Annotated in this window: 19 protein-coding genes; 2 read left to right on the top strand and 17 right to left on the bottom strand. The window is 43.9% G+C overall.

All coding sequences use genetic code 11. The annotated features are described in order from the left end of the window. The 17 genes from WBV27_RS02945 to WBV27_RS03025 form a co-directional block, all read right to left on the bottom strand. On the bottom strand, nucleotides 1-554 hold a 554-nt coding region (locus tag WBV27_RS02945; protein WP_424199268.1), incomplete at its 3' end, for a Fic family protein. A gap of 155 nt (nucleotides 555-709) precedes the next feature. Continuing rightward, complete coding sequence (locus WBV27_RS02950) at nucleotides 710-1,276, bottom strand: cyclophilin-like fold protein (protein WP_424199270.1); 567 nt, start codon at nucleotides 1,274-1,276, stop codon at nucleotides 710-712. 16 nt (nucleotides 1,277-1,292) lie between these two features. Continuing rightward, on the bottom strand, nucleotides 1,293-2,252 hold the full coding sequence (locus WBV27_RS02955; protein WP_424199272.1) for an alpha/beta hydrolase: 960 nt from the start codon (nucleotides 2,250-2,252) through the stop codon (nucleotides 1,293-1,295). Nucleotides 2,253-2,415: 163 nt separating this feature from the next. Then, entirely contained in the window at nucleotides 2,416-4,020 is a 1,605-nt protein-coding gene (locus WBV27_RS02960; RefSeq protein WP_424199274.1) for a phytoene desaturase family protein, read from the bottom strand. Continuing rightward, the gene (locus tag WBV27_RS02965; RefSeq protein WP_424199276.1) at nucleotides 4,013-4,987 is read right to left on the bottom strand and encodes an SDR family NAD(P)-dependent oxidoreductase; all 975 of its coding nucleotides are present in this window, start codon (nucleotides 4,985-4,987) and stop codon (nucleotides 4,013-4,015) included. Before WBV27_RS02965 ends, WBV27_RS02960 begins: the two co-directional genes overlap by 8 nt. Continuing rightward, nucleotides 4,980-5,438 carry a nuclear transport factor 2 family protein gene (locus WBV27_RS02970; RefSeq protein WP_424199278.1) on the bottom strand — a complete coding sequence of 153 codons (459 nt, stop codon included), beginning with the start codon at nucleotides 5,436-5,438 and terminating at the stop codon, nucleotides 4,980-4,982. The genes WBV27_RS02965 and WBV27_RS02970 overlap by 8 nt, the downstream gene beginning before the upstream one ends. 57 nt (nucleotides 5,439-5,495) lie before the next feature. Next, the gene (locus tag WBV27_RS02975; protein ID WP_424199280.1) at nucleotides 5,496-5,735 is read right to left on the bottom strand and encodes a hypothetical protein; all 240 of its coding nucleotides are present in this window, start codon (nucleotides 5,733-5,735) and stop codon (nucleotides 5,496-5,498) included. A gap of 154 nt (nucleotides 5,736-5,889) precedes the next feature. After that, complete coding sequence (locus WBV27_RS02980) at nucleotides 5,890-6,501, bottom strand: dihydrofolate reductase family protein (RefSeq protein WP_424199282.1); 612 nt, start codon at nucleotides 6,499-6,501, stop codon at nucleotides 5,890-5,892. Between the two features lie 148 nt (nucleotides 6,502-6,649). Next, a complete protein-coding gene (locus tag WBV27_RS02985) occupies nucleotides 6,650-7,024 on the bottom strand; it encodes a hypothetical protein (RefSeq protein WP_424199284.1) in 375 nt (124 codons plus the stop codon). Then, nucleotides 7,008-8,336: an MATE family efflux transporter gene (locus WBV27_RS02990; protein ID WP_424199286.1), complete on the bottom strand. Its 1,329-nt coding sequence runs from the start codon at nucleotides 8,334-8,336 to the stop codon at nucleotides 7,008-7,010. The genes WBV27_RS02985 and WBV27_RS02990 overlap by 17 nt, the downstream gene beginning before the upstream one ends. A 259-nt stretch (nucleotides 8,337-8,595) precedes the next feature. Next, nucleotides 8,596-9,384, bottom strand: coding sequence for a glutathione-dependent disulfide-bond oxidoreductase (gene yghU, locus WBV27_RS02995; protein ID WP_424199288.1), 789 nt, complete (start codon nucleotides 9,382-9,384; stop codon nucleotides 8,596-8,598). Nucleotides 9,385-9,766: 382 nt separating this feature from the next. Beyond that, the gene (locus tag WBV27_RS03000; protein WP_424199290.1) at nucleotides 9,767-10,933 is read right to left on the bottom strand and encodes a nucleotide sugar dehydrogenase; all 1,167 of its coding nucleotides are present in this window, start codon (nucleotides 10,931-10,933) and stop codon (nucleotides 9,767-9,769) included. 59 nt (nucleotides 10,934-10,992) lie between these two features. Next, a complete protein-coding gene (locus WBV27_RS03005) occupies nucleotides 10,993-13,350 on the bottom strand; it encodes a hypothetical protein (protein WP_424199292.1) in 2,358 nt (785 codons plus the stop codon). After that, complete coding sequence (locus tag WBV27_RS03010) at nucleotides 13,340-13,690, bottom strand: hypothetical protein (RefSeq protein WP_424199294.1); 351 nt, start codon at nucleotides 13,688-13,690, stop codon at nucleotides 13,340-13,342. Before WBV27_RS03010 ends, WBV27_RS03005 begins: the two co-directional genes overlap by 11 nt. Nucleotides 13,691-13,733: 43 nt before the next feature. Then, a complete protein-coding gene (locus WBV27_RS03015; protein ID WP_424199296.1) occupies nucleotides 13,734-14,891 on the bottom strand; it encodes a glycosyltransferase family 4 protein in 1,158 nt (385 codons plus the stop codon). A 9-nt stretch (nucleotides 14,892-14,900) separates the two neighbouring features. After that, nucleotides 14,901-15,599, bottom strand: coding sequence for a zinc dependent phospholipase C family protein (locus WBV27_RS03020; RefSeq protein ID WP_424199298.1), 699 nt, complete (start codon nucleotides 15,597-15,599; stop codon nucleotides 14,901-14,903). A 178-nt stretch (nucleotides 15,600-15,777) separates the two neighbouring features. Further along, complete coding sequence (locus WBV27_RS03025; protein ID WP_424199300.1) at nucleotides 15,778-16,215, bottom strand: hypothetical protein; 438 nt, start codon at nucleotides 16,213-16,215, stop codon at nucleotides 15,778-15,780. A gap of 260 nt (nucleotides 16,216-16,475) precedes the next feature. Here WBV27_RS03025 and WBV27_RS03030 point away from each other — a divergent pair, with 260 nt between their 5' ends. Then, nucleotides 16,476-16,850 carry a nuclear transport factor 2 family protein gene (locus WBV27_RS03030; RefSeq protein ID WP_424199302.1) on the top strand — a complete coding sequence of 125 codons (375 nt, stop codon included), beginning with the start codon at nucleotides 16,476-16,478 and terminating at the stop codon, nucleotides 16,848-16,850. 41 nt (nucleotides 16,851-16,891) lie between these two features. Continuing rightward, a complete protein-coding gene (locus WBV27_RS03035) occupies nucleotides 16,892-18,247 on the top strand; it encodes a hypothetical protein (protein WP_424199304.1) in 1,356 nt (451 codons plus the stop codon). Nucleotides 18,248-18,317 lie beyond the last annotated feature (70 nt).

Below are 18,317 nucleotides of genomic sequence, written 5' to 3' on the forward strand. Positions count from 1 at the left end.
ACCACATTCTCGCTCCGATATTTCCCCGCATTTTGATTATCAATTTGCTTCAGAACCAGTGCATGGATGTTCTTGATGTTCCATTCGGAGAGCGGTTCTTTTTCAGAAACAAGTTGTTCGATGAAAAGAATGGCGTCGCGGTGATTGATGATTTCCAGATGCTCGACCAGGCTTTTTCCGCCTATCGTTATCCCTTCGAGAACGACTTTCGTTTCTGACATGGTCAATGTATTCCCTTCAATCGCATTGCTGTTGTACGTCCACTCAACGATCAGTTTTTCATGGAGGGAGTCGGCCAATCCCTTCGAAAACGGTCTGTGTCTATTGATGGTATCCATCGCCATATCGATTTGGCTGAAATCGTATCCCAAGCCCAGATACATTTTTTGTTCACTTTGCCTTGCATCCACAGGTTTGTGCGCATCAACAGGGATCGCCCAGTTCCGACCAATTTTGACTGCCCCTTCAATCCGACCTTCTTGGCAAAGTCCCCGAATCCTGCGTTCGCTTATGTCCCAATTATTGCTTGCTTCTTTTGTGCTGATGTATGCCATATTCACTCACCTCAACTCCATTTTATGCTTCCGCGCGATGAAAAGCAACATCCTACCGATATCGGAAGGATAGGTAATGGACAGTTGGTGGAATTCCAGCTCAACAAAGTAAAAAGCGAAAAATGGTTTAACCCATCTCTCGCTTGATTCGGTTATCAGTTACTGAATGTGATCTCTGCGCTTCCGCGGCCAAGGGCTTGTGCAAGCCCGGCTGGATTTTCAATCTGTCCGATCGGAGTGTAGCTGTAGGAGGTCGAAAAATCTTTGTAGAAAATCACCAGACAGTCGGAACCGTACAGCATCACATCCCCGGCTTTGATTCTGCCGACTCGTTGGGAGTCCGTTGGCAAAGCCTCCGAAAGATAATGAAATTTTTCATTCCCATTCAGTTCATCCATTTTTAGAGTCATCGGCAACTTTTGGGTCAATGCCTGCGTGGTCGCATTGTCATTCAGCGACACAGTATAGCGGGTGTTTCCGACTTGAATCGTCATCATTGGCATGGAGTCATCCCTTTCTTGTGGACTGGATTCGGTGAGCGTTTGGTCTGTTTCTGCAACAAGTCCGGCGTCTCCCTTTTCAGACAGCGAGGAAGCATCTGCTCTTTCTGAAGAGGACGGGAATGAAGCCTCATCCGATGGCGGACTATTGGTGCAGCCAACCAGCAAACCCGCACAAAATGCGAATAAAAAAATAAACTCAACTTGTTTAGGATTTTTCATCTCAACCGCATCTTTTTTACAGATTTTCCGTAAAGAACGACTCCAGTTTATCGAACGGAATCAGATCCGTTCTGTCGTACAGATCCACGTGGCCAGCACCGGCAATTTCAAACAGTTCTTTCGGTTCGGCCGCCATTTTGTAGGCATCCTCACTGAAATATCTCGAATGCGCATGCTCACCGATGATAAACAGGATCGGTCTAGGCGAAATCGTCTGGATGTAGTTCATCAACGGGAAGTTCATGAAATCCAGGGCGCTCGTCTTCGTGAACGCGCCGATCGAATTCGGGTGGAATCCGCGTTTCATCGCATAATAGCCGAAGAATTCACTGCTGATCGGATCCATTCCTTCAGGGATAGAATCCACAGGCTCGCTTGGGAAAGCAGGCGTCAATTCCGGTTCATTGCCCTGGAAATCTTTCCAGCGTTGTTCACCTAGTTGGTCAAAAAGCTGTGTGCGTTGCTCATCCGTCATGCTGTCTGCCCAACCGTAGCGCATCACTCGGCTCATATCGTACATGCTTACTGTCGCAACTGCTTTGATCCGCGTGTCGACCTGCGCCGCTGTCACCGCAAATCCGCCGCTGCCGCAGATGCCGATTACACCGATTTTGTCCCTGTCCACAAATGGACGCGTGCCAATGTAATCCACAGCTGCACTGAAGTCTTCGGCAAAGATGTCCGGAGACGATACGTGTCTTGGCGCGCCGCTGCTTTCACCGTTATATGATTCATCGAACGCAATCGCAACAAATCCGCGTTCCGCCATATTCTGCGCATAAATCCCTGCGCCTTGCTCCTTGACGCCGCCATAAGGGGTGCCGACGATAAGTGCAGGATATTTTTGGGATGTGTCGATGTCCTTAGATAAGTATAAATCCGCTGCAACGGTTATGCCGTAGCGGTTTTTAAAAGTGACCTGTTCAACCGTTACCTTATCGCTGAGTTCAAAAGTTCGGTAAGTATTCTCTGTCATATCATTTCCTCCAAATTATTCATGATTATGTTCGTTTAATCTCTAAGCAGTGCGCTTAAGTTGATTCTACGACTTCACCTGAACATTAAGTCAAATGTTTTTCAGAAAATAATTTCATGGAGGTCGAAAATAGGAGATTTAGAACTGTCGAATCATTTGACGCTCACTTGTGTTTTTTAATTATCCTGTCAGCAGCTAATTTACCTGTAATGATACATGTAGGTGTTCCGGCTGGATTATATGCCCATTGCCCTACTTGATAAATATTCGGAATAGGCGTAAGCACTGATTTGTTCACTTGCTGCATTTTATAAACAACCGGAATCGGGGCTTCAAAAGACCATCCTACTATAGCCCCGCCAGTACTCCCGACTCGGTTTTCAACACTTAAAGGTGTAAAGGAAAATTGCTTCTCCACTTTGTCTTTTAACTCAGGGCATAAACTTTCAGAAAGCACACTGATTATCTTATTTTCGATTTCCCTTCTGAACTCCTCATACCAGCCAGATTCTTCAACTTTATAGAACAATTCCGCCTCCATAAGCAGGCTGACTATCAAACCCGTTTTACCTTCCGGGGCCAAATCAGAATCTCTCATAGCCGGGATGGCTATTTCATAAGTGTTGTATTCCAGGAAACGATCCAACCAGGAAAGAACTTCTTCTTTATCCGTCTCTCCCCATTTTTCCAGCATTTCCTTAAGTTCACTTTTATTGATGTTGCCCAAACCTTTTCTGGAAGGTGTGTAAAACAGGTGCCCATTGAAGGACTTCTTAAAATAAGACACCGGCAAATCAACTTCCAAATAGAGCGAGAAGACAGATTCGCTAGGCCTGCCTTTTGCCATCAATGCCTTTGTTGTTTCAAACTTTTCCCTTATTTTTGGGGCCAGGTTACCCAGACTAACAATAGTGTAAAAAGTTTTTAGGTCTGCAGCCCAAACAAGGTCTTCATAATGGTATTCGTTGTTGTTCTCATCGACAATCACCTGTTGGTCGGCATGGATTTTCTTTATAACCGTATTCGGGAGTATGTCACCATTGAATGCTTGTATTTTTTCCACCAATGCTTCGGCAAGCTTGCCTGTCCCCCCTTTTGGGTACACATAGCTGCTGTACAACGTGAAATAACTCAATGCAAAAAATGTTGGTGTGCCTTTGAAAAAATGTTGTGAAATGATATCGATAAGGGACGGATCTTTAATAAGCTCCTTGAGATCCTCCTCGCAGGGTTTGGAAAGCCTTTCAATCCTGCTCATTGCGAACATGAACTTCGGCAGCCATGGCAAAAGTTCTTTTAAAAAATATGCTTTGTCTTTCTTGATATCTTTAAATAATGGATTATCGATGCCATAGATGATATCGATCAGTTTCATTATTCTAATCATAACTTCTATGAATTTATCGATATCCTCTATGCTATCGGGATATAGGCTCACCAACAAATCTCTGTATTCGCCAACAGAATTTGGGCCTTCAATGCCGATGATTTTATCCTCAACACCCAGGGAAACCTTACTTGAGACAACCTCAATATCAAGCTTCAAGTCTTTCAGCATCGCTAAAACGACTCCTAAAATGGCTCTGGCTCCAGCATCAAAAACAAAACCATCCCTTTCAAATGAATTTACCAATCCACCAAATTCAGCATTTTTTTCTATAAGCAAAATTTTCTTGCCTGCTTGAGAAAGAAACACCGCAGACGTAAGCCCGGCGAGTCCTCCACCTACAATTATGGCATCATATCTTTTTTGATCAGCATTATTCATTCAAATTCCCCATTTTCAAACTTATTTCCCACAGAACTCTTGCATTTTCAACATCCAACGCTGGTGGAGCAGGTTCTTCAAGAGTTGTCAGATTGAAAAATTCACCACTGCATGTTTCCAGCTCTTCAGAAACCCCTATATAGTATATCGCCTCTGCTGCAACCGAAACAGGGTTTAACGTTTTGTCCAATACATTCTTCTTGAACCACTTGTATAATGGACCATTATCCTGTCCTGTGGCTGTTTTTACAGCTCCGGGATGCATCGCATTGATGGTTACGCCCGACCCTCGGAAATACTCATCAAATTTTATCATCGCTAAGAGTTCAGCGAGTTTGGCTGCACCGTAGCTTTTCAAACCGGAATAACGTCTTTTTGACCAATCCAAATCGTCAAAACGCATCCCCCAAGCCGCAAAGCGGTGCCCTTCTGAGTTTACCAAGATGATACGGCATTTCCCCTGGGATTTTAGTTTCTCTTTTAAGATGTCGTTCATGATGAAAGACGAAAGGTAGTTGACCATAAAGACTTTCTCGATTCCAGTTGAAGTGATTTGTCGCTTTGTAAGATAAATGCCAGCATTATGAATGATGATATCAATTGGTTTCTCCAGTTCCAACAAACTATTAGCCGCTTGATGTGTATCATCCATGCTGCTGAAATCAGCCAAAATATAATCACACTTCACTTTGTACGCGCTCTCAATTTCATGTTTCAAAGCTTCTGAGCGCTCTTTGTTTCTGTTGATGCAAATCAAATCAGCGCCTTTTGAGGCAAACTTTCTGGCAGTGGCATAGCCGATTCCGGAAGTAGCCCCAGTTATGACAACCAGCTTGCCCTTGCAATCATCCAAACAAATCAATGGGCTTTTGGAGTTGTTTTTTATCATGGCCAGCACATTGAACAAACGATATTCTTTAAAATATTTCGCGAATTTTATCCCATTATTTTTCATGTTGTCACCCAAATTTTTTCTTCATGAATTTTCTGTACTTTTTACCGAATCCCGGAATGTTATCAAATATATCCCCCCACAGATCATAATAATCTCGTTGTTCAATAATTTTACCATGCTCATTTATGGTTAACCTTGAAATACCGTATAAGATGGAGCTAGGATATTTCTTATAGCTGATTGTCATCTCCCATTCGATGAATATATCATTCCCCTGTTGCACAACTTTAACTAATTTCATATTCAAATCTTTTGAGCGTTCTGTCAGTCTATCCGTCATTTCCTTGAATTCCACAATACCTCTGATTTCCTGTATTGTATCTCTAAAGTAAATATTGTCGTCATAATAGGGTAAGATGTGTGACCAATCAGGCTTTCCATCGGTATTGTAGGTTTTTGACCAGAGTTCTTTTACAAGTTCCAGCGTGAGTCTGTGCTCTTTTTCTATTTTAAATTCTTCCATATACATCGTCTCTTTCTGCATATTTTGAATTCACCTATTCACTATTATTTTAGCATATCATTGCTGATATCCTTGCATTTCGAAGTCCGGGACTGGCTCCTCCATCATTTTATGGCGATAGCCTCCGAAGTTCGTAAGGCTGATCAGAGATATATAAAAGGTGAGGCTGTGCCAAGCATTCCCCATGTCGAGATCAAAAATTAACTCGTACACTACGAACAGGAGCAACCATAATGGTACGAAAAAAAATACGATTCGTTTGATTACTGGTAATAAAAAAAGTTCTACTTTCCCCATTCCTGAACCCCCTTTCAAATATCATAGCCCAATAGACAATATATTTCAAAAATGTGTGATATTTGTTCCTCAAATTTATGAAAGCTTACATTGAAAAAAGCGACTCAAATCGAGTCGCTTTCTTGTTTAGCAGAAGCATACATTATTCGGCTTCCTACTTTTCGTTCATTACCTTATAGCTGATGTGCGTTCTGCCGGCCGGGAGTCCAACCAACTTCACCCTTTCCAGCTTAATATCATTATTATCAAGGTCCTCAAATGGCCGAAATCCAGTCCGCAAAAACCAAGGCACGATATCAACTTGCAATTCATCGATCAAACCGGTTTTCAAACAGAGCGGTGTGGTCAGTGCGCTGCCTATGATATTCACATCTTTTTCACCCGCTGCCGCTTTGGCTTGGAGGATTGCATCAGCGACGCCAGTTGTTACAAACATAATAGTTACCTTGTCTGATTCTTTTGGATGTTTTTCTGGAGCTTTATCGGTAAAGACAAATATCGGAACTTTATACTCATAATCCACATACCAATCTGGATCCTCCGCCATTCCATATTCCTTTTTGGACATCACAACCGAACCAGTCGTCAAAATCGACTCCTTCATGACTTCCGTTTCCTTCAGCAAATCCAAATCTGCATACAACGTATTGACACTGCCTTTACTATCCTCCGCAAATCCATCCAAAGAAATGGTCAGGCCTAGAATAACTTTTCCCATGTGCTTTCTCCTATCTGAATGTATTTTGTTTGCTTTGATAATTCTCATAGAAATGATGACCGTTCTCTCTTTTCAACGACAACATATTTAGTTTCACAAAGATTATCGCACATATCTTTAGTTTTGCGAACTTTTGCGAATATCCAAAAAAACTCCCCGAAACACTGTTCGAGGAGTTTTTTCTATGATAATTTTATTAGCTGAGATCTTTATCAGTGCTATCACCCATCGCCTGAAGTGCCAGTTCCAGCGACTTTATCCTTCTTTCCAGAAGGGTTTTCTGCGGGCTGCCCGGCTTCGATTTGGCGTAGATGCCTTCAATTGAGGGCAGTAAACCGGCAAGCAGGATATGGGCTTCCGCCAAGTCCTCGTGGGTGTAAGGATGGGGCTTTTCGTTCCAATCTTGTTCCAGCACAGCCAATCCGATGCGGAGCGCCTGGAGCCGTTTCGCCACCAAGGTCGTGTTGACGCCTTTATCGGTCATGCTGCTCAACGCATTTTCGGATTTTTGGATCGTTGATTGGAAGGATTTCAGTGATTCAGCTTTGTCTGCTTCAGTCAGTGCTTCCATATGCAACAGCTCCCTTTTCGGTGGCGTTCGCTAAATAGAGCGCAAAGCCGGCGACGATCAGCTCGGAAAGCACAAACGCCGACCAGATGCCCGTCATACCCCAAAGGCTGCTCAATACAATCGCCATCGGCACGATGACCGCAAGTCCCCTCAAAATCGAAAGGACAAAGGCGGCGCGTGCCTTTTCGGTTGCACTGAGGATCATCGCCGTCACGATGTTGATTCCGACAAAGAAAAATCCAAGAAAATAGATTTTCATTCCGCTGTCCGCCAACTTGAGTATCACCGGATCATTTTCGTTGTTGAACAGACCGATCAGCGCCTCCGAATTGAAGAAGGTCCCCAAGTAGATCAAAGCAGCGATGAACCCCGCCGTCAACAAAGCATAGCGGTTCACGCGCCGGACCGTCTTGCGATCCTTCAACCCATAGTATTTGCTGATGAGGGGCTGCACACCCTGACCCAGCCCAGTGAAGATCGCGACCGCCACGAAGGCAATGTTCGCGACAATCCCGTAGGCGGCAACCCCTTTGTTTCCCTCAAGCCCCAAAATCAACAGGTTGAAGGTCGTAAGCACGACCGCCGAGGACACTTCCATGACGAAAGTGGAAGATCCCAGATTGAGGATGTCCTTGATCGCCGGACGCGTCAGCTTGTGCTTCAAAATAGCGGGCCGGGATTTCTTTCTTGCGAAATGGATTGAGAGGATGCCCAAACTGATGATTGGGGCAAGACTTGTCGCAAAGGCGGCACCGAACATCCCCATTTTGAACGGGAACAGGAAAATGTAATCCAGGATCACGTTCGAAACACTGCCGCCGAGCATCGCCAGCATGGCCAGTCTGGGATTATTGTCGTTCCGGACGAAAGCCAGGACCGTATTGTTCAGGATGAAAAATGGCGCAAACACCATAATCGTGGCCATGTAGGGATGTGTCAAAGGCAACGTGACCGCATCGGCACCCAAAACCGATGACAATGCCCTTGATCCGAACAACCCGAGCGCAGCGAACAGCAGGCCTGCCAGAGTGCCTAGCTTGAGCGCTCCTGCGAAAACCGCTTCAGCTTCTTTGTGTTTGTTTTGGGATTTCAAGATACCGAAACGGGCTGCCCCGCCGATGCCAATCATCAAGCCGATGCCATGGACGATGCTGAAGACCGGTATGGCGAAATTCAGTGCCGCAATCCCGGTAGCCCCCAATGCCTTGGCTATATAGTAGGTGTCGGCCAAAATGTAGAATGATACACCGATCATCCCCAAAATATTCAGGCTGACGTACTTCGAGAAATCCCTCAGTAATGTTTTTTCCATGTTACACTCCTTCCAAAATAAAAAAGGTGTCCCGAAAACACTCCTTCAAAGACCTAACGGAATGTTTCTGAACACCTTGAACTCTTTACCCGGTGGCAAAAAGAGGATTATCTATTTTGTTAATATCATTTGATTATAATTTTTCGGAGACGGATTGTCAACGCCACCATTGCATGCAAACAGGTAGAATGGAGGACTGATTTTTTTCAGTGTCAAAAATAAGCAACCAACCCTATTATCAGTGCATTATTTCCCTGAACTACTCCCCAAGCGGCTGGTATTCCGCTGCCAGACCTCTTTGAACACCTGGTCGTTCTGCAATACGTTTGGCCCATTCCAAGAGGTGCGGGTATTCATCCAGATTCAAGAATTCGTAAGATCCTTTGTATAGTTTCCCTAAAGCTAAACGACCGTACCAGGACCAGATGGCAATATCCGCGATGGTATAGCTATCGCCAGCTATATAAGGTCGTTGCGCTAAGGTTTTATCGAGCAAATCCAGCTGACGTTTCGTCTCCATCGTGAAGCGATCGATCGGGTATTGCATAGGCTCCGGAGCATAGGCGAAAAAGTGACCGAAGCCTCCCCCAACATAGGGCCCTGCCCCTATTTGCCAAAATAACCAATTAAGGGTTTCGGTCCGGCCATGGATATCAGTCGGAATCAGTTGCTCAAATTTCTCAGCTAAATAAAGCAGAATGGAGCCTGATTCAAAAATTTCCACACGCGGACTTAGACTTTGATCAACAAGCGCCGGAATTTTGGCGTTGGGATTGATTTCGACGAAATCCGAACCAAACTGGTCGCCTTCCCCAATATTAATAGTGTACAGGTCATAATCTGCGCCCTCTACACCCAGTTCCTTCAGTTCTTCGAACATGATCGTTACTTTGATGCCGTTGGGTGTTCCTAATGAATAAAGTTGGAACGGAGCCTCTCCGACTGGTAATTTTTGTTCGAAACGGCTGCCGGCTGTTGGACGGTTGCCAACTTTATTTGAATTTTCTTCTTCCCACTGCCACACTTTTGGTAATTCATATGCCGCCATCATACCACTCCTCTTAATATTTATTCGTAGCTTCATCATACTACCCATGCACCAATGTGCCCAAATTTTTAGCTTACCCATTTGTCTCAATCATTTTTCAACTTATGGCTTCTTTGGTTCACATGGCTGGATAACTTCATCATTGCAAAAAAAATATAAAGCTTAGTTCCGATAGTGGATTTTGCACGAAGCCCTTGAGCGTTTGAAAATCCGGATATTCCCCTAAGGCTAAACTTAGTGCGCCAGTCATGAGCAAAATAAATAAGGTCAAGTATAGGAATACGAACTGCGCTCCATGCCATGTCGGTATAAACCGCTCAAAATAATCCCTGCGTGCTTCTTTCATATAGGTTTTCAAAACCATAGTGATCCACATGAATTATCAGTCCCTGCCCCAAATATCTCTCGTGTATACCTTTTCCCTGACATCAACCAATTCATCGCTCAGACGGTTCGCTACAATTACATCCGAGATTTCCTTGAACTCCTCATAATCTTTGATCACCCTGGACCGGAAAAAATCCTCCTGCTCCAAGGATGGCTCAAATATCACCACTTCAATCCCCTTGGCTTTCAGCCGCTTCATTACTCCCTGGATAGCCGACTGTCGGAAATTATCCGAATCCATCTTCATCGTCAGGCGGTAAATGCCCACAATATTCGGCTCCCTCTTCAGGATCATTTCGGCAATGTGGTCTTTTCTCGTCCTGTTTGCGTCCACAATTGCAGACATCAGATTCTGAGGAACATCCGAATAGTTCGCCAGAAGCTGTTTGGTATCCTTTGGCAGGCAATAGCCGCCATATCCAAATGAGGGATTGTTATAATGGGAACCGATTCGTGGGTCCAATCCAACCCCTTCAATAATCTGGCGGGTATCCATCCCCCTGATTTCCGCATAGGAATCGAGTTCATTGAAATAAGCCACACGGAGGGCCAAATAGGTATTGGCAAATAGCTTGATAGCTTCTGCTTCGGTTGAATTTGTATATAAAATCGGAATGTCCCTTTTTATCGCGCCCTGAGTCATCAGCTTTGCATATTTTTCGGAACGTTCAGACCTTTCCCCAACAACGATTCTGGAAGGGTGAAGGTTGTCTTGCAGCGCTTTTCCTTCTCTAAGGAATTCCGGCGAAAAGATGATATTGTCCGTTTCAAACATGGCTTTTACTTTTTCCGTATATCCCACTGGTACTGTCGACTTAATGATCATGATTGCATCCGGATTGATGGAAAGAACCGTGGCGATTACCGCCTCAACTGTCCTGGTGTTGAAGTAGTTCTTTTCCGGATCGTAGTTGGTCGGCGTGGAAATGATCACATATTCGGCATCCTTGTATGCCAGATAGTTATCCGTCGTACCAGTCAAATTCAATTCCTTTGTCTGCATGTATTCTTCGATTTCCTTATCCATGATCGGCGAATTCCTGTTGTTGATCATGGTGACCTTTTCCTGCAGTATGTCGAGTGCAATTACTTCATTATGCTGCGCTAAAAGGACTGCATTTGACAGTCCTACATATCCTGTACCTGCTATTGCGATTTTCATGAGTCAAACCCCCTCTGTTCAATCACACCCGTTTGTGCGAGGCATTTTTTACACGGATCCTAATAGATGATCGTCAGTTTTTGATTTTGATTGATATTCAGATCGGCGTTTTTCCAATCCAAGTGAATCTCAAGTTTTTCCTGTTTATATTCATAACCGACAACTGTTCCGTTCAACAATACATTACTCGGCTTGGTTTCCAGATAAAAAAGATAGCGTGAAATCTCCGATTCCTCGGCATACTTAATCATGATATCGCATCTTCCATCACCAAATATGATGCTGTCAACCAACTGTCCACTCATTGAGACATGTTTTGATACATCCCCTAAAACAGCAATCCCCTTTTCGATCGGAGCGATGATTTCATAGTAGAACACTCGGCGTTTTATAGGATAGTCACAATCCTGATCAAGGGATACTTTTCTTATTTCCTTTGTAAAATAATTATAGAGGATGTATTCTTTTGCCGGCGCTGGGATGAGCTCATCCAATCTGAGTGAAAAGTCGACTTTTCGGCCAAAGGGATGGGTATTGAACACAAGCAGATAAAATACTTGGTAGTATTGTGTTTCTGCTTGGGCACAGGATCTGGCCGCTTTGATTTTCGAGTAGGAAGCGACCGCCACTCCCTTATCGTTTTTGATTGTGTACGGGTTGTAAAGAAAGCACTTGTCCAGCGGGGCGGCCGGGATGTCGGGTTTAATAATTTCACCGTCATTTTTGATGCAGCGACGGATCAGTTCCACGTTCTCCTTGCCTATTTCATCGCCGATGCCAAGGGGCCCACAAGAAAGCCCTATCCAGATAAATTCGAATTTCGAATAAGCCGACAGCGGATGAACATGGCTTTTCGAGGAATAGCGGTTGTCGTAAAAAGCATATTTTCCAAGCGCCTGTATCAGCTTGGAAGAGTAGAGATTCCACCACCATCGTTTTGTCCCTTCGACAAAAAAGCTGTCAGAATCCGAGGTACTTCGGATGGTTGTCACCGCAGCCAGACGCACACTTTCCAATGTCATATGGGGCTGGCTCATGCACAATTGGACGGACAAAAATCCCCTTTCGTTCGCTGGCGCATCGATCTGCCTGCACGCCTGGTCAAGCCCAGTAAAGTAATCGCTGCTCACCTCCAGATCTCTGAATGCTGAATGCCGATCATTCATGAAGGACAACCAATCGTGGACAACATAAGCCAGATTCCACCTGGGATGCTTGAAAATTTCCAGAAACAACTTTTCTGCAATCATTTTATTTTTGGGGATCGGAAAATCCTCAACGATGAAATCTTCCGGTGCATTTTTGAAATAGACAGAATCCTTGGCGAGCTGTTTGAAATGACAGCCGATGGGTTTCTTCAAAAAGGACTGGACGTAGGACAGACTGTTTTCCTGAAACAAATCAACTTTTTTGAGTTTTTCTTTAAACGGGAGCATGGAATTAAAATTCTTGGCATTGGTAGCGCTCTTCGGCTCCCATTCGATGATGCCCGAAGTGTAATCGTCCCCTTCTTTCCTGTACCACCAGGAATCCAGTTGATAACTCCCGAAATGAAGCCCGAGCATCTTATGATGATCTCTCAGCTTTTTTAACGTTTCTTCATAGGACGTTTTTTTGTATGTGTCGTACCAATAGGCTGATCCGGCATTCGTCCAGTAACTGATGTATTTAAGCAGGACATCCGCATCTTTTTCGATCCGGTCAACTCCGTGATGCTCCCTCAGCAGCGCTCCCCAGCAATCGATTGTTTTGTTGATTCCGATCCCATATACGAGGATTGTTGCTGTTTTTGTGCCTTTTTCGATTTTGTTGACTGCCCGCGGAATACCGCATCTGACCCGGCCCGGCAAGTGGTTCACCGCTACGGTATTGAACATCAGATGATTCAATGGCGACAGTACGATCGTTTCAAACTTCTTATTGGCGGCTATCAGCGGACTGTTTTTCCCCTCACGCAGGCTGTCCGTTATTTTCCCCTGCCATAATTCGGGATAATTGAACGGTGCCTGTCTTTTAAAAGAAAAGCAGGAACAATTCTCATCCCATTTGTCCCCTTCGAAACTCGGGAATGAAATGTAGGGATCACCATAAAGATACTTGTTTTTCTTCCCCTTCACTTCATAATTGAGCTCGCTTTCGAATACGGTATAACTGTCTCTGATCGTCATCGTGCAAGTGATAGTCCTGTCCTCATTCTTTTGCGAGGCATATTCCAGACGCCAGAAATCATATTGCCCCTCATGGTCACGGCCTTTTTTTTGTTCCGCCTTCACAAGGATGGCTTCCTGTTTGCCGATGCGGGCGGTCAGTTTCGTTCCGAGCATGTGCTTCTGGAATATCCGGATATCGAATAAGCCTTTTGCATCATCGTACTTGATCTCAAAAGGTCCTTTACCATTGCTAGTCCTATCTGCCATTTAAGTACCTTCCTGATAAAAAAATATGCCCTATCGGGGTATCGACAAAACCCTCAAAGGCATCCTTCTTGTAAAAACGAATGACTAAGTCAATCATGATACTATCGATTTGCAGAACAAAAACGAATTGATTGTCATGATGCTCCACTAATTTCAACTTTTTCTTTTGACCAAAAATACTGATTTCGCCTTTGGCCTTGGAGTTCCCTTTGTTATACACCAGGTTCAATTTTGGCTTCATTACGAAGGACAAAGGAAACCTTAGGGCGTACACGCCTTCTGCAAAAGCAAACGACTCTTTGTTTCCTTTTGCGGCCACTTCATTATTCCCATTGTCCATATGTCATCCCATCCTGGTTCATGCGGCAGTCGGTCCTATCCATTCAGTTCGCTGCTTTAGTATCGTTATTGCTTTGGTCAAAGGTATCCTGCAAACTTTCAAAGATGTTCATCAGATCATCAAAAACTGCCTGCCAGGAGTTTGTTTTTGCATACGCGCGGCCATTCGTACCGAACCGTTTCCTTAAGAACTCATTTGTGATCACTTTTTCAAGGCACGCGACAAAACTGTCGACGTCTCTCGGTTCCGCCAGATAACCATTTTCCCCATGCTTAATTAGCCCCTTCACGCCCCCTTCGGCAACCCCGACCACCGGAAGTCCGGATGCAAAAGCCTCAAGGACAACGTTGCCGAAAGTCTCGAATGATGACGGAAATGCGAAAACATCACACGAAGCATAAATCTCCGCCAACTCCCCGCCTTTCTTGTAACCCGTGAACAAGACATTGGCGGGCATGGTTTTTTTCAATTCGGCAGACATCGGCCCTTCACCGGTTATGACCAGGGCGATCTGATCCTGATAGTTGCCATTCAGGCGATGCATCGCATCCCTTATGATGTCGAGATCCTTTTCCGGGGAGAGCCGTCCGACATACAACAAGACTACTTTATCGTCAAAGCCTGCTTCCTGACGATACTGGCTATTTCGATGTCGAGGATCAAACCGGTCAAAATCGATGCCCCGCTTAAACAATGCTGTTTTGGGAACCCCCATATTTTCGAGTTTTTTTTGCGACTCTACTGAGGGTGTCAGGGTCATATCCGCTTCATTGTGGAACCAGGCGAGATATTTTTCCAACGCATTTCCCAGCACATTCAAGTTGTACGAATTTAGGATCGTCCCGAAATTAGTCGAATAATTCGTCACGACAGGGATTTTTCGTTTTTTCCCATAGGCCAATCCTGCCAATCCCATGTTAAATTCTGTCATTGATAAAATGACATCTGGTTGAAACGCATCAAGCCGTTTGTTCAATCTGAGCATATTCGGTACAGCAAATCTGCACTCCGGATAAATGAACAAAGGATACGAGAAGAAACTTTCTGTGTTAAACGGTAGGTTGCCATCCTTTTTCTGTTCCGGCGTTATGAATATGTATGCAATGCCTTTCGATTCAAGATACTCGCCCATTCGTCCGAGCGTATTCGTAACGCCGTTCACCTGCGGCAAAAACGTATCTGTAAAGATAGCTATTCTCATATTTCTCTCCTACACAGCGACTTTTCCATTTGGCCATTCTGCAACTTTTCCGGATTCGGAGCAATCACTGATTCCCTGACTATCCGGATCTTTGATCAGAAAAATCTCCCTGCCGAAAATTTTTGCAAATGTCTTATTGATTGCGTAAAAAGCAAAATCTTTGTCTGTATCAAAACTCTCTTCCCTGTCATAGTATTGATAAAGCAAGTCGACCAGATACAGATAGTTGTCTTCACCGTTGTCTTCCTCACCGATTTTGTTTGTGCTGGTTCCAGTCAAAGAACTATGCTGCTGTCCCTGAGGATCGAGGATATACTGCCTTTCGGAAAAATCCCTGCCGAAAAGGTCTTGGCGTACTACGGAATGGAGCTCCCATTCGTACCAGAAATGCTTCCAGAGCGAGTACTCGTTATAGGGTTTCTTCGCATGGACTTTACAGAAAAAATCACAGAGAAAATGGGAAACCACCCCTAAAGCGACCGAGCGTTCCTGGTCGGTGTGTGAATCATCCATCACAATGTTAACCTGGTCACAAAACAAATCATAGGTATGAGCAAATTGGTGCTTCAAAAAAACCATCTTCGTAATGTCCGGTTTGACATTCCCATAAATGAATGCCCGGCGCTTAAGTTCAAATCTTTCCATTTCTTGTTTCGTTAGCTGTTCATACAAAAACTCACCAATCTGCACATGCGTGAAAAACATCATCCTTAACACCTCCACTAAGCCGATTCTAACATGGCACTAAAAAGTAACTGTCAATTTAATGTCATTTTTGCATAAAGTTTATGAAAAGGAGTGGTTGCCCAAAATTTACAAACTGGAGTCAATAAAAAAAAGAGCAGCCTTTTGATGGCAGCTCTTTCGAATTGTTGGCCTTTGATCCTTATTGCGTTTTTTCCGCCAACGATTTTATGCGCTCCAGTGCTTCTGGAACCCTGATACGGAATGTCTCTTCTTGTTCTTGGGGAACATCGATTTTGACAATTAATGTGGTCACGCCATTTTTTTCAGAAAGGGAATAACTCCCTGTGCCTCCGGTCCACTCTTTTTCGCGTTCCTGCTGCCCGCTTTCTTTTGTGTCCGCATTGTGCCTGAATAATACGTACTCATTCGGACTAAGTTTTGCTATCAGACTGGTCACACCGTAACCATTTACGGACGACAGGAACTGGATTTCATTTCCTTCTGTCATGATGCCCTTCATGTAGGTTCCTTCATCAATAAGACTTGCCCAGTCACGGAATGTCGCATCCTCCCAAAGCGTTGCCCAAACCTTATCTTTAGAGGCATGTATTTCGATTGAGAACTGAATGTTTTTCATACTTTCCTCCTTAATCAGCGTCCAAAAGCCGTAATTTGCTTGCTGGCAATCTTAAACGTATAATTTAATTAGACCATTCACAAAACAGTTGTCCGTCCCCTCTGGCTATTATTATACGTCTTCATACAGGTACCTGCCAAAGTTAAGACCGTGCCGCCTAACTCATGACTGAAATGATAACAGAGCGGTGGCACTCATTCAATCTTGCAGATCAATAGCTGTGCTCTTCCGAATAAAGTATGATACATGGAGGTTATGATATGTCTGAACAAGTAACCGTTGAAACATTGAAGGACTTTCTGGAAGCATTCAACCGTCACGACCTGGATTCCATCATGAGCTATTTCGCAGATGATTGCATCTTCTATATGCCCCGAGGCGCCAAACCACGTGGTGATCGATATGTCGGAAAAGCGGAGGTTAGAGCAGGTCTGGCAAGTCGATTCGAGGGTATCCCGGATGTGCATTATGGAGAGGATCATCACTGGATCTGCGGTGATTTGGGAGTATCGGAGTGGACTCTCACCGGTACGAAGAAATCAGGGCAGCATATTGAGGTGCGAGGCGTTGATCTGCTCGAGTTCGCTGGCGGAAAGATCATCCGCAAGGATTCTTTCTGGAAAATACTGGAGTGAGGGACGATGGAACGAATAGGTCATTCGTAAGGAGGGTCAATATGTTTGAAATGGAAACACAGATTCAGTTGTGGCGCGATCATTTGAGAGCCCGTGGTAATTTCACTGATGAAGATATCAGCGGGTTAGAGGATAATCTGCGGGATGAAATCAAGGAGTTAATGACAAGGGGACTTACCCCGGATGAATCGTTTTTAATTAGTGTTAAACGTTCAGGTGATATGGATGCGGTTTTAAAAGGGTTTGCCAAAGTGAATACTGAAAACCTGTGGAAACACTTATTAATAGATCCTATAGACAGCGCGGCAAAAAAAGAAAGCAGACGCGATATTGCTCTGGTAGTAATTTTTACGCTGCTGGCAGGGACATTAATCAAAATTCCCGAGTTGTTTGGATTAAGATTTAGTGATCCAGGTGCCGAACATTTCTATTTTAAAAATATAAGCCTATTTATTCTGCCTTTTGTATCAGCGTTTTTCCTTATCAAGAGAAAAGCTGGCAGGAAAACATGGGCAACCATTATGGTGACTTTTATCATTGCGGCACTGATTGTAAATATCTATCCGTCATTTCCTCCTTATAATACAGAAATTTTAACCCTACTTCATTTACCGTTATTTTTATGGTTAATCGTTGGAGTGGCGTATATAGGCAGGCAGTGGCAAAGCAGCCAAGGCAGAATGAATTTTATACGCTTTACAGGTGAAATGGTTGTCTACGGTGTCTTGGTATCCTCAGGAATATTGGCCTTAGGTTTATTTACGTTGGCTATGTTTAAAGCCATCCAAGTCGATGCTGAAAAATTCCTGGAGAATTATTATTTATTTTATGGAGCCTGTGGAGCAGTCTTGATTACTGCTTATTTAGTTGAAGCAAAGAAAAGCATAGTTGAAAATTTTGCGCCCATCTTAGCCAAAATATTTAGTCCGTTATTCTTGGCAATTATGGTCGCGTTCTTAATAGTGATGATTAGTACCGGTAAGAGTCCATTTATGGAACGAGAATTTTTAATAACCTTTGATATTATGCTTGCTTTGGTATTGGGATTGGTTTTATTCGTTATTTCGTCACGTAATAACCGACAACCGGCAAACATGTTTGATTATTTGAATCTGACTTTAATAATTGTAGCATTTATTATCGATGGGATTGCTTTATCTGCCATTATTTTCCGCTTGTCGGCCTTTGGTATAACCCCTAATAAGCTAGCAGCTTTGGGAGAAAATCTGCTTTTGTTGGGTAACTTAGGAGGCCTTGCGTGGCTTTATGTGCTTTATTTCAAGAAGAAATGCGATTTTATCAAGTTAGAAAAATGGCAGACAGGTTATTTGGTAGTTTATTTCATCTGGACTGGAATCGTAGCGTTCCTATTTCCTGTTCTTTTTGGATTCAAATAATTTGTTACGTTTAATGTACACAAAACAGGGGGTGCCACAAAACTACTTTTTAATATTTTTGTGGCACCCC

It is taken from the genome of Trichococcus sp. (assembly GCF_049589555.1).
Taxonomy (GTDB): domain Bacteria; phylum Bacillota; class Bacilli; order Lactobacillales; family Aerococcaceae; genus Trichococcus.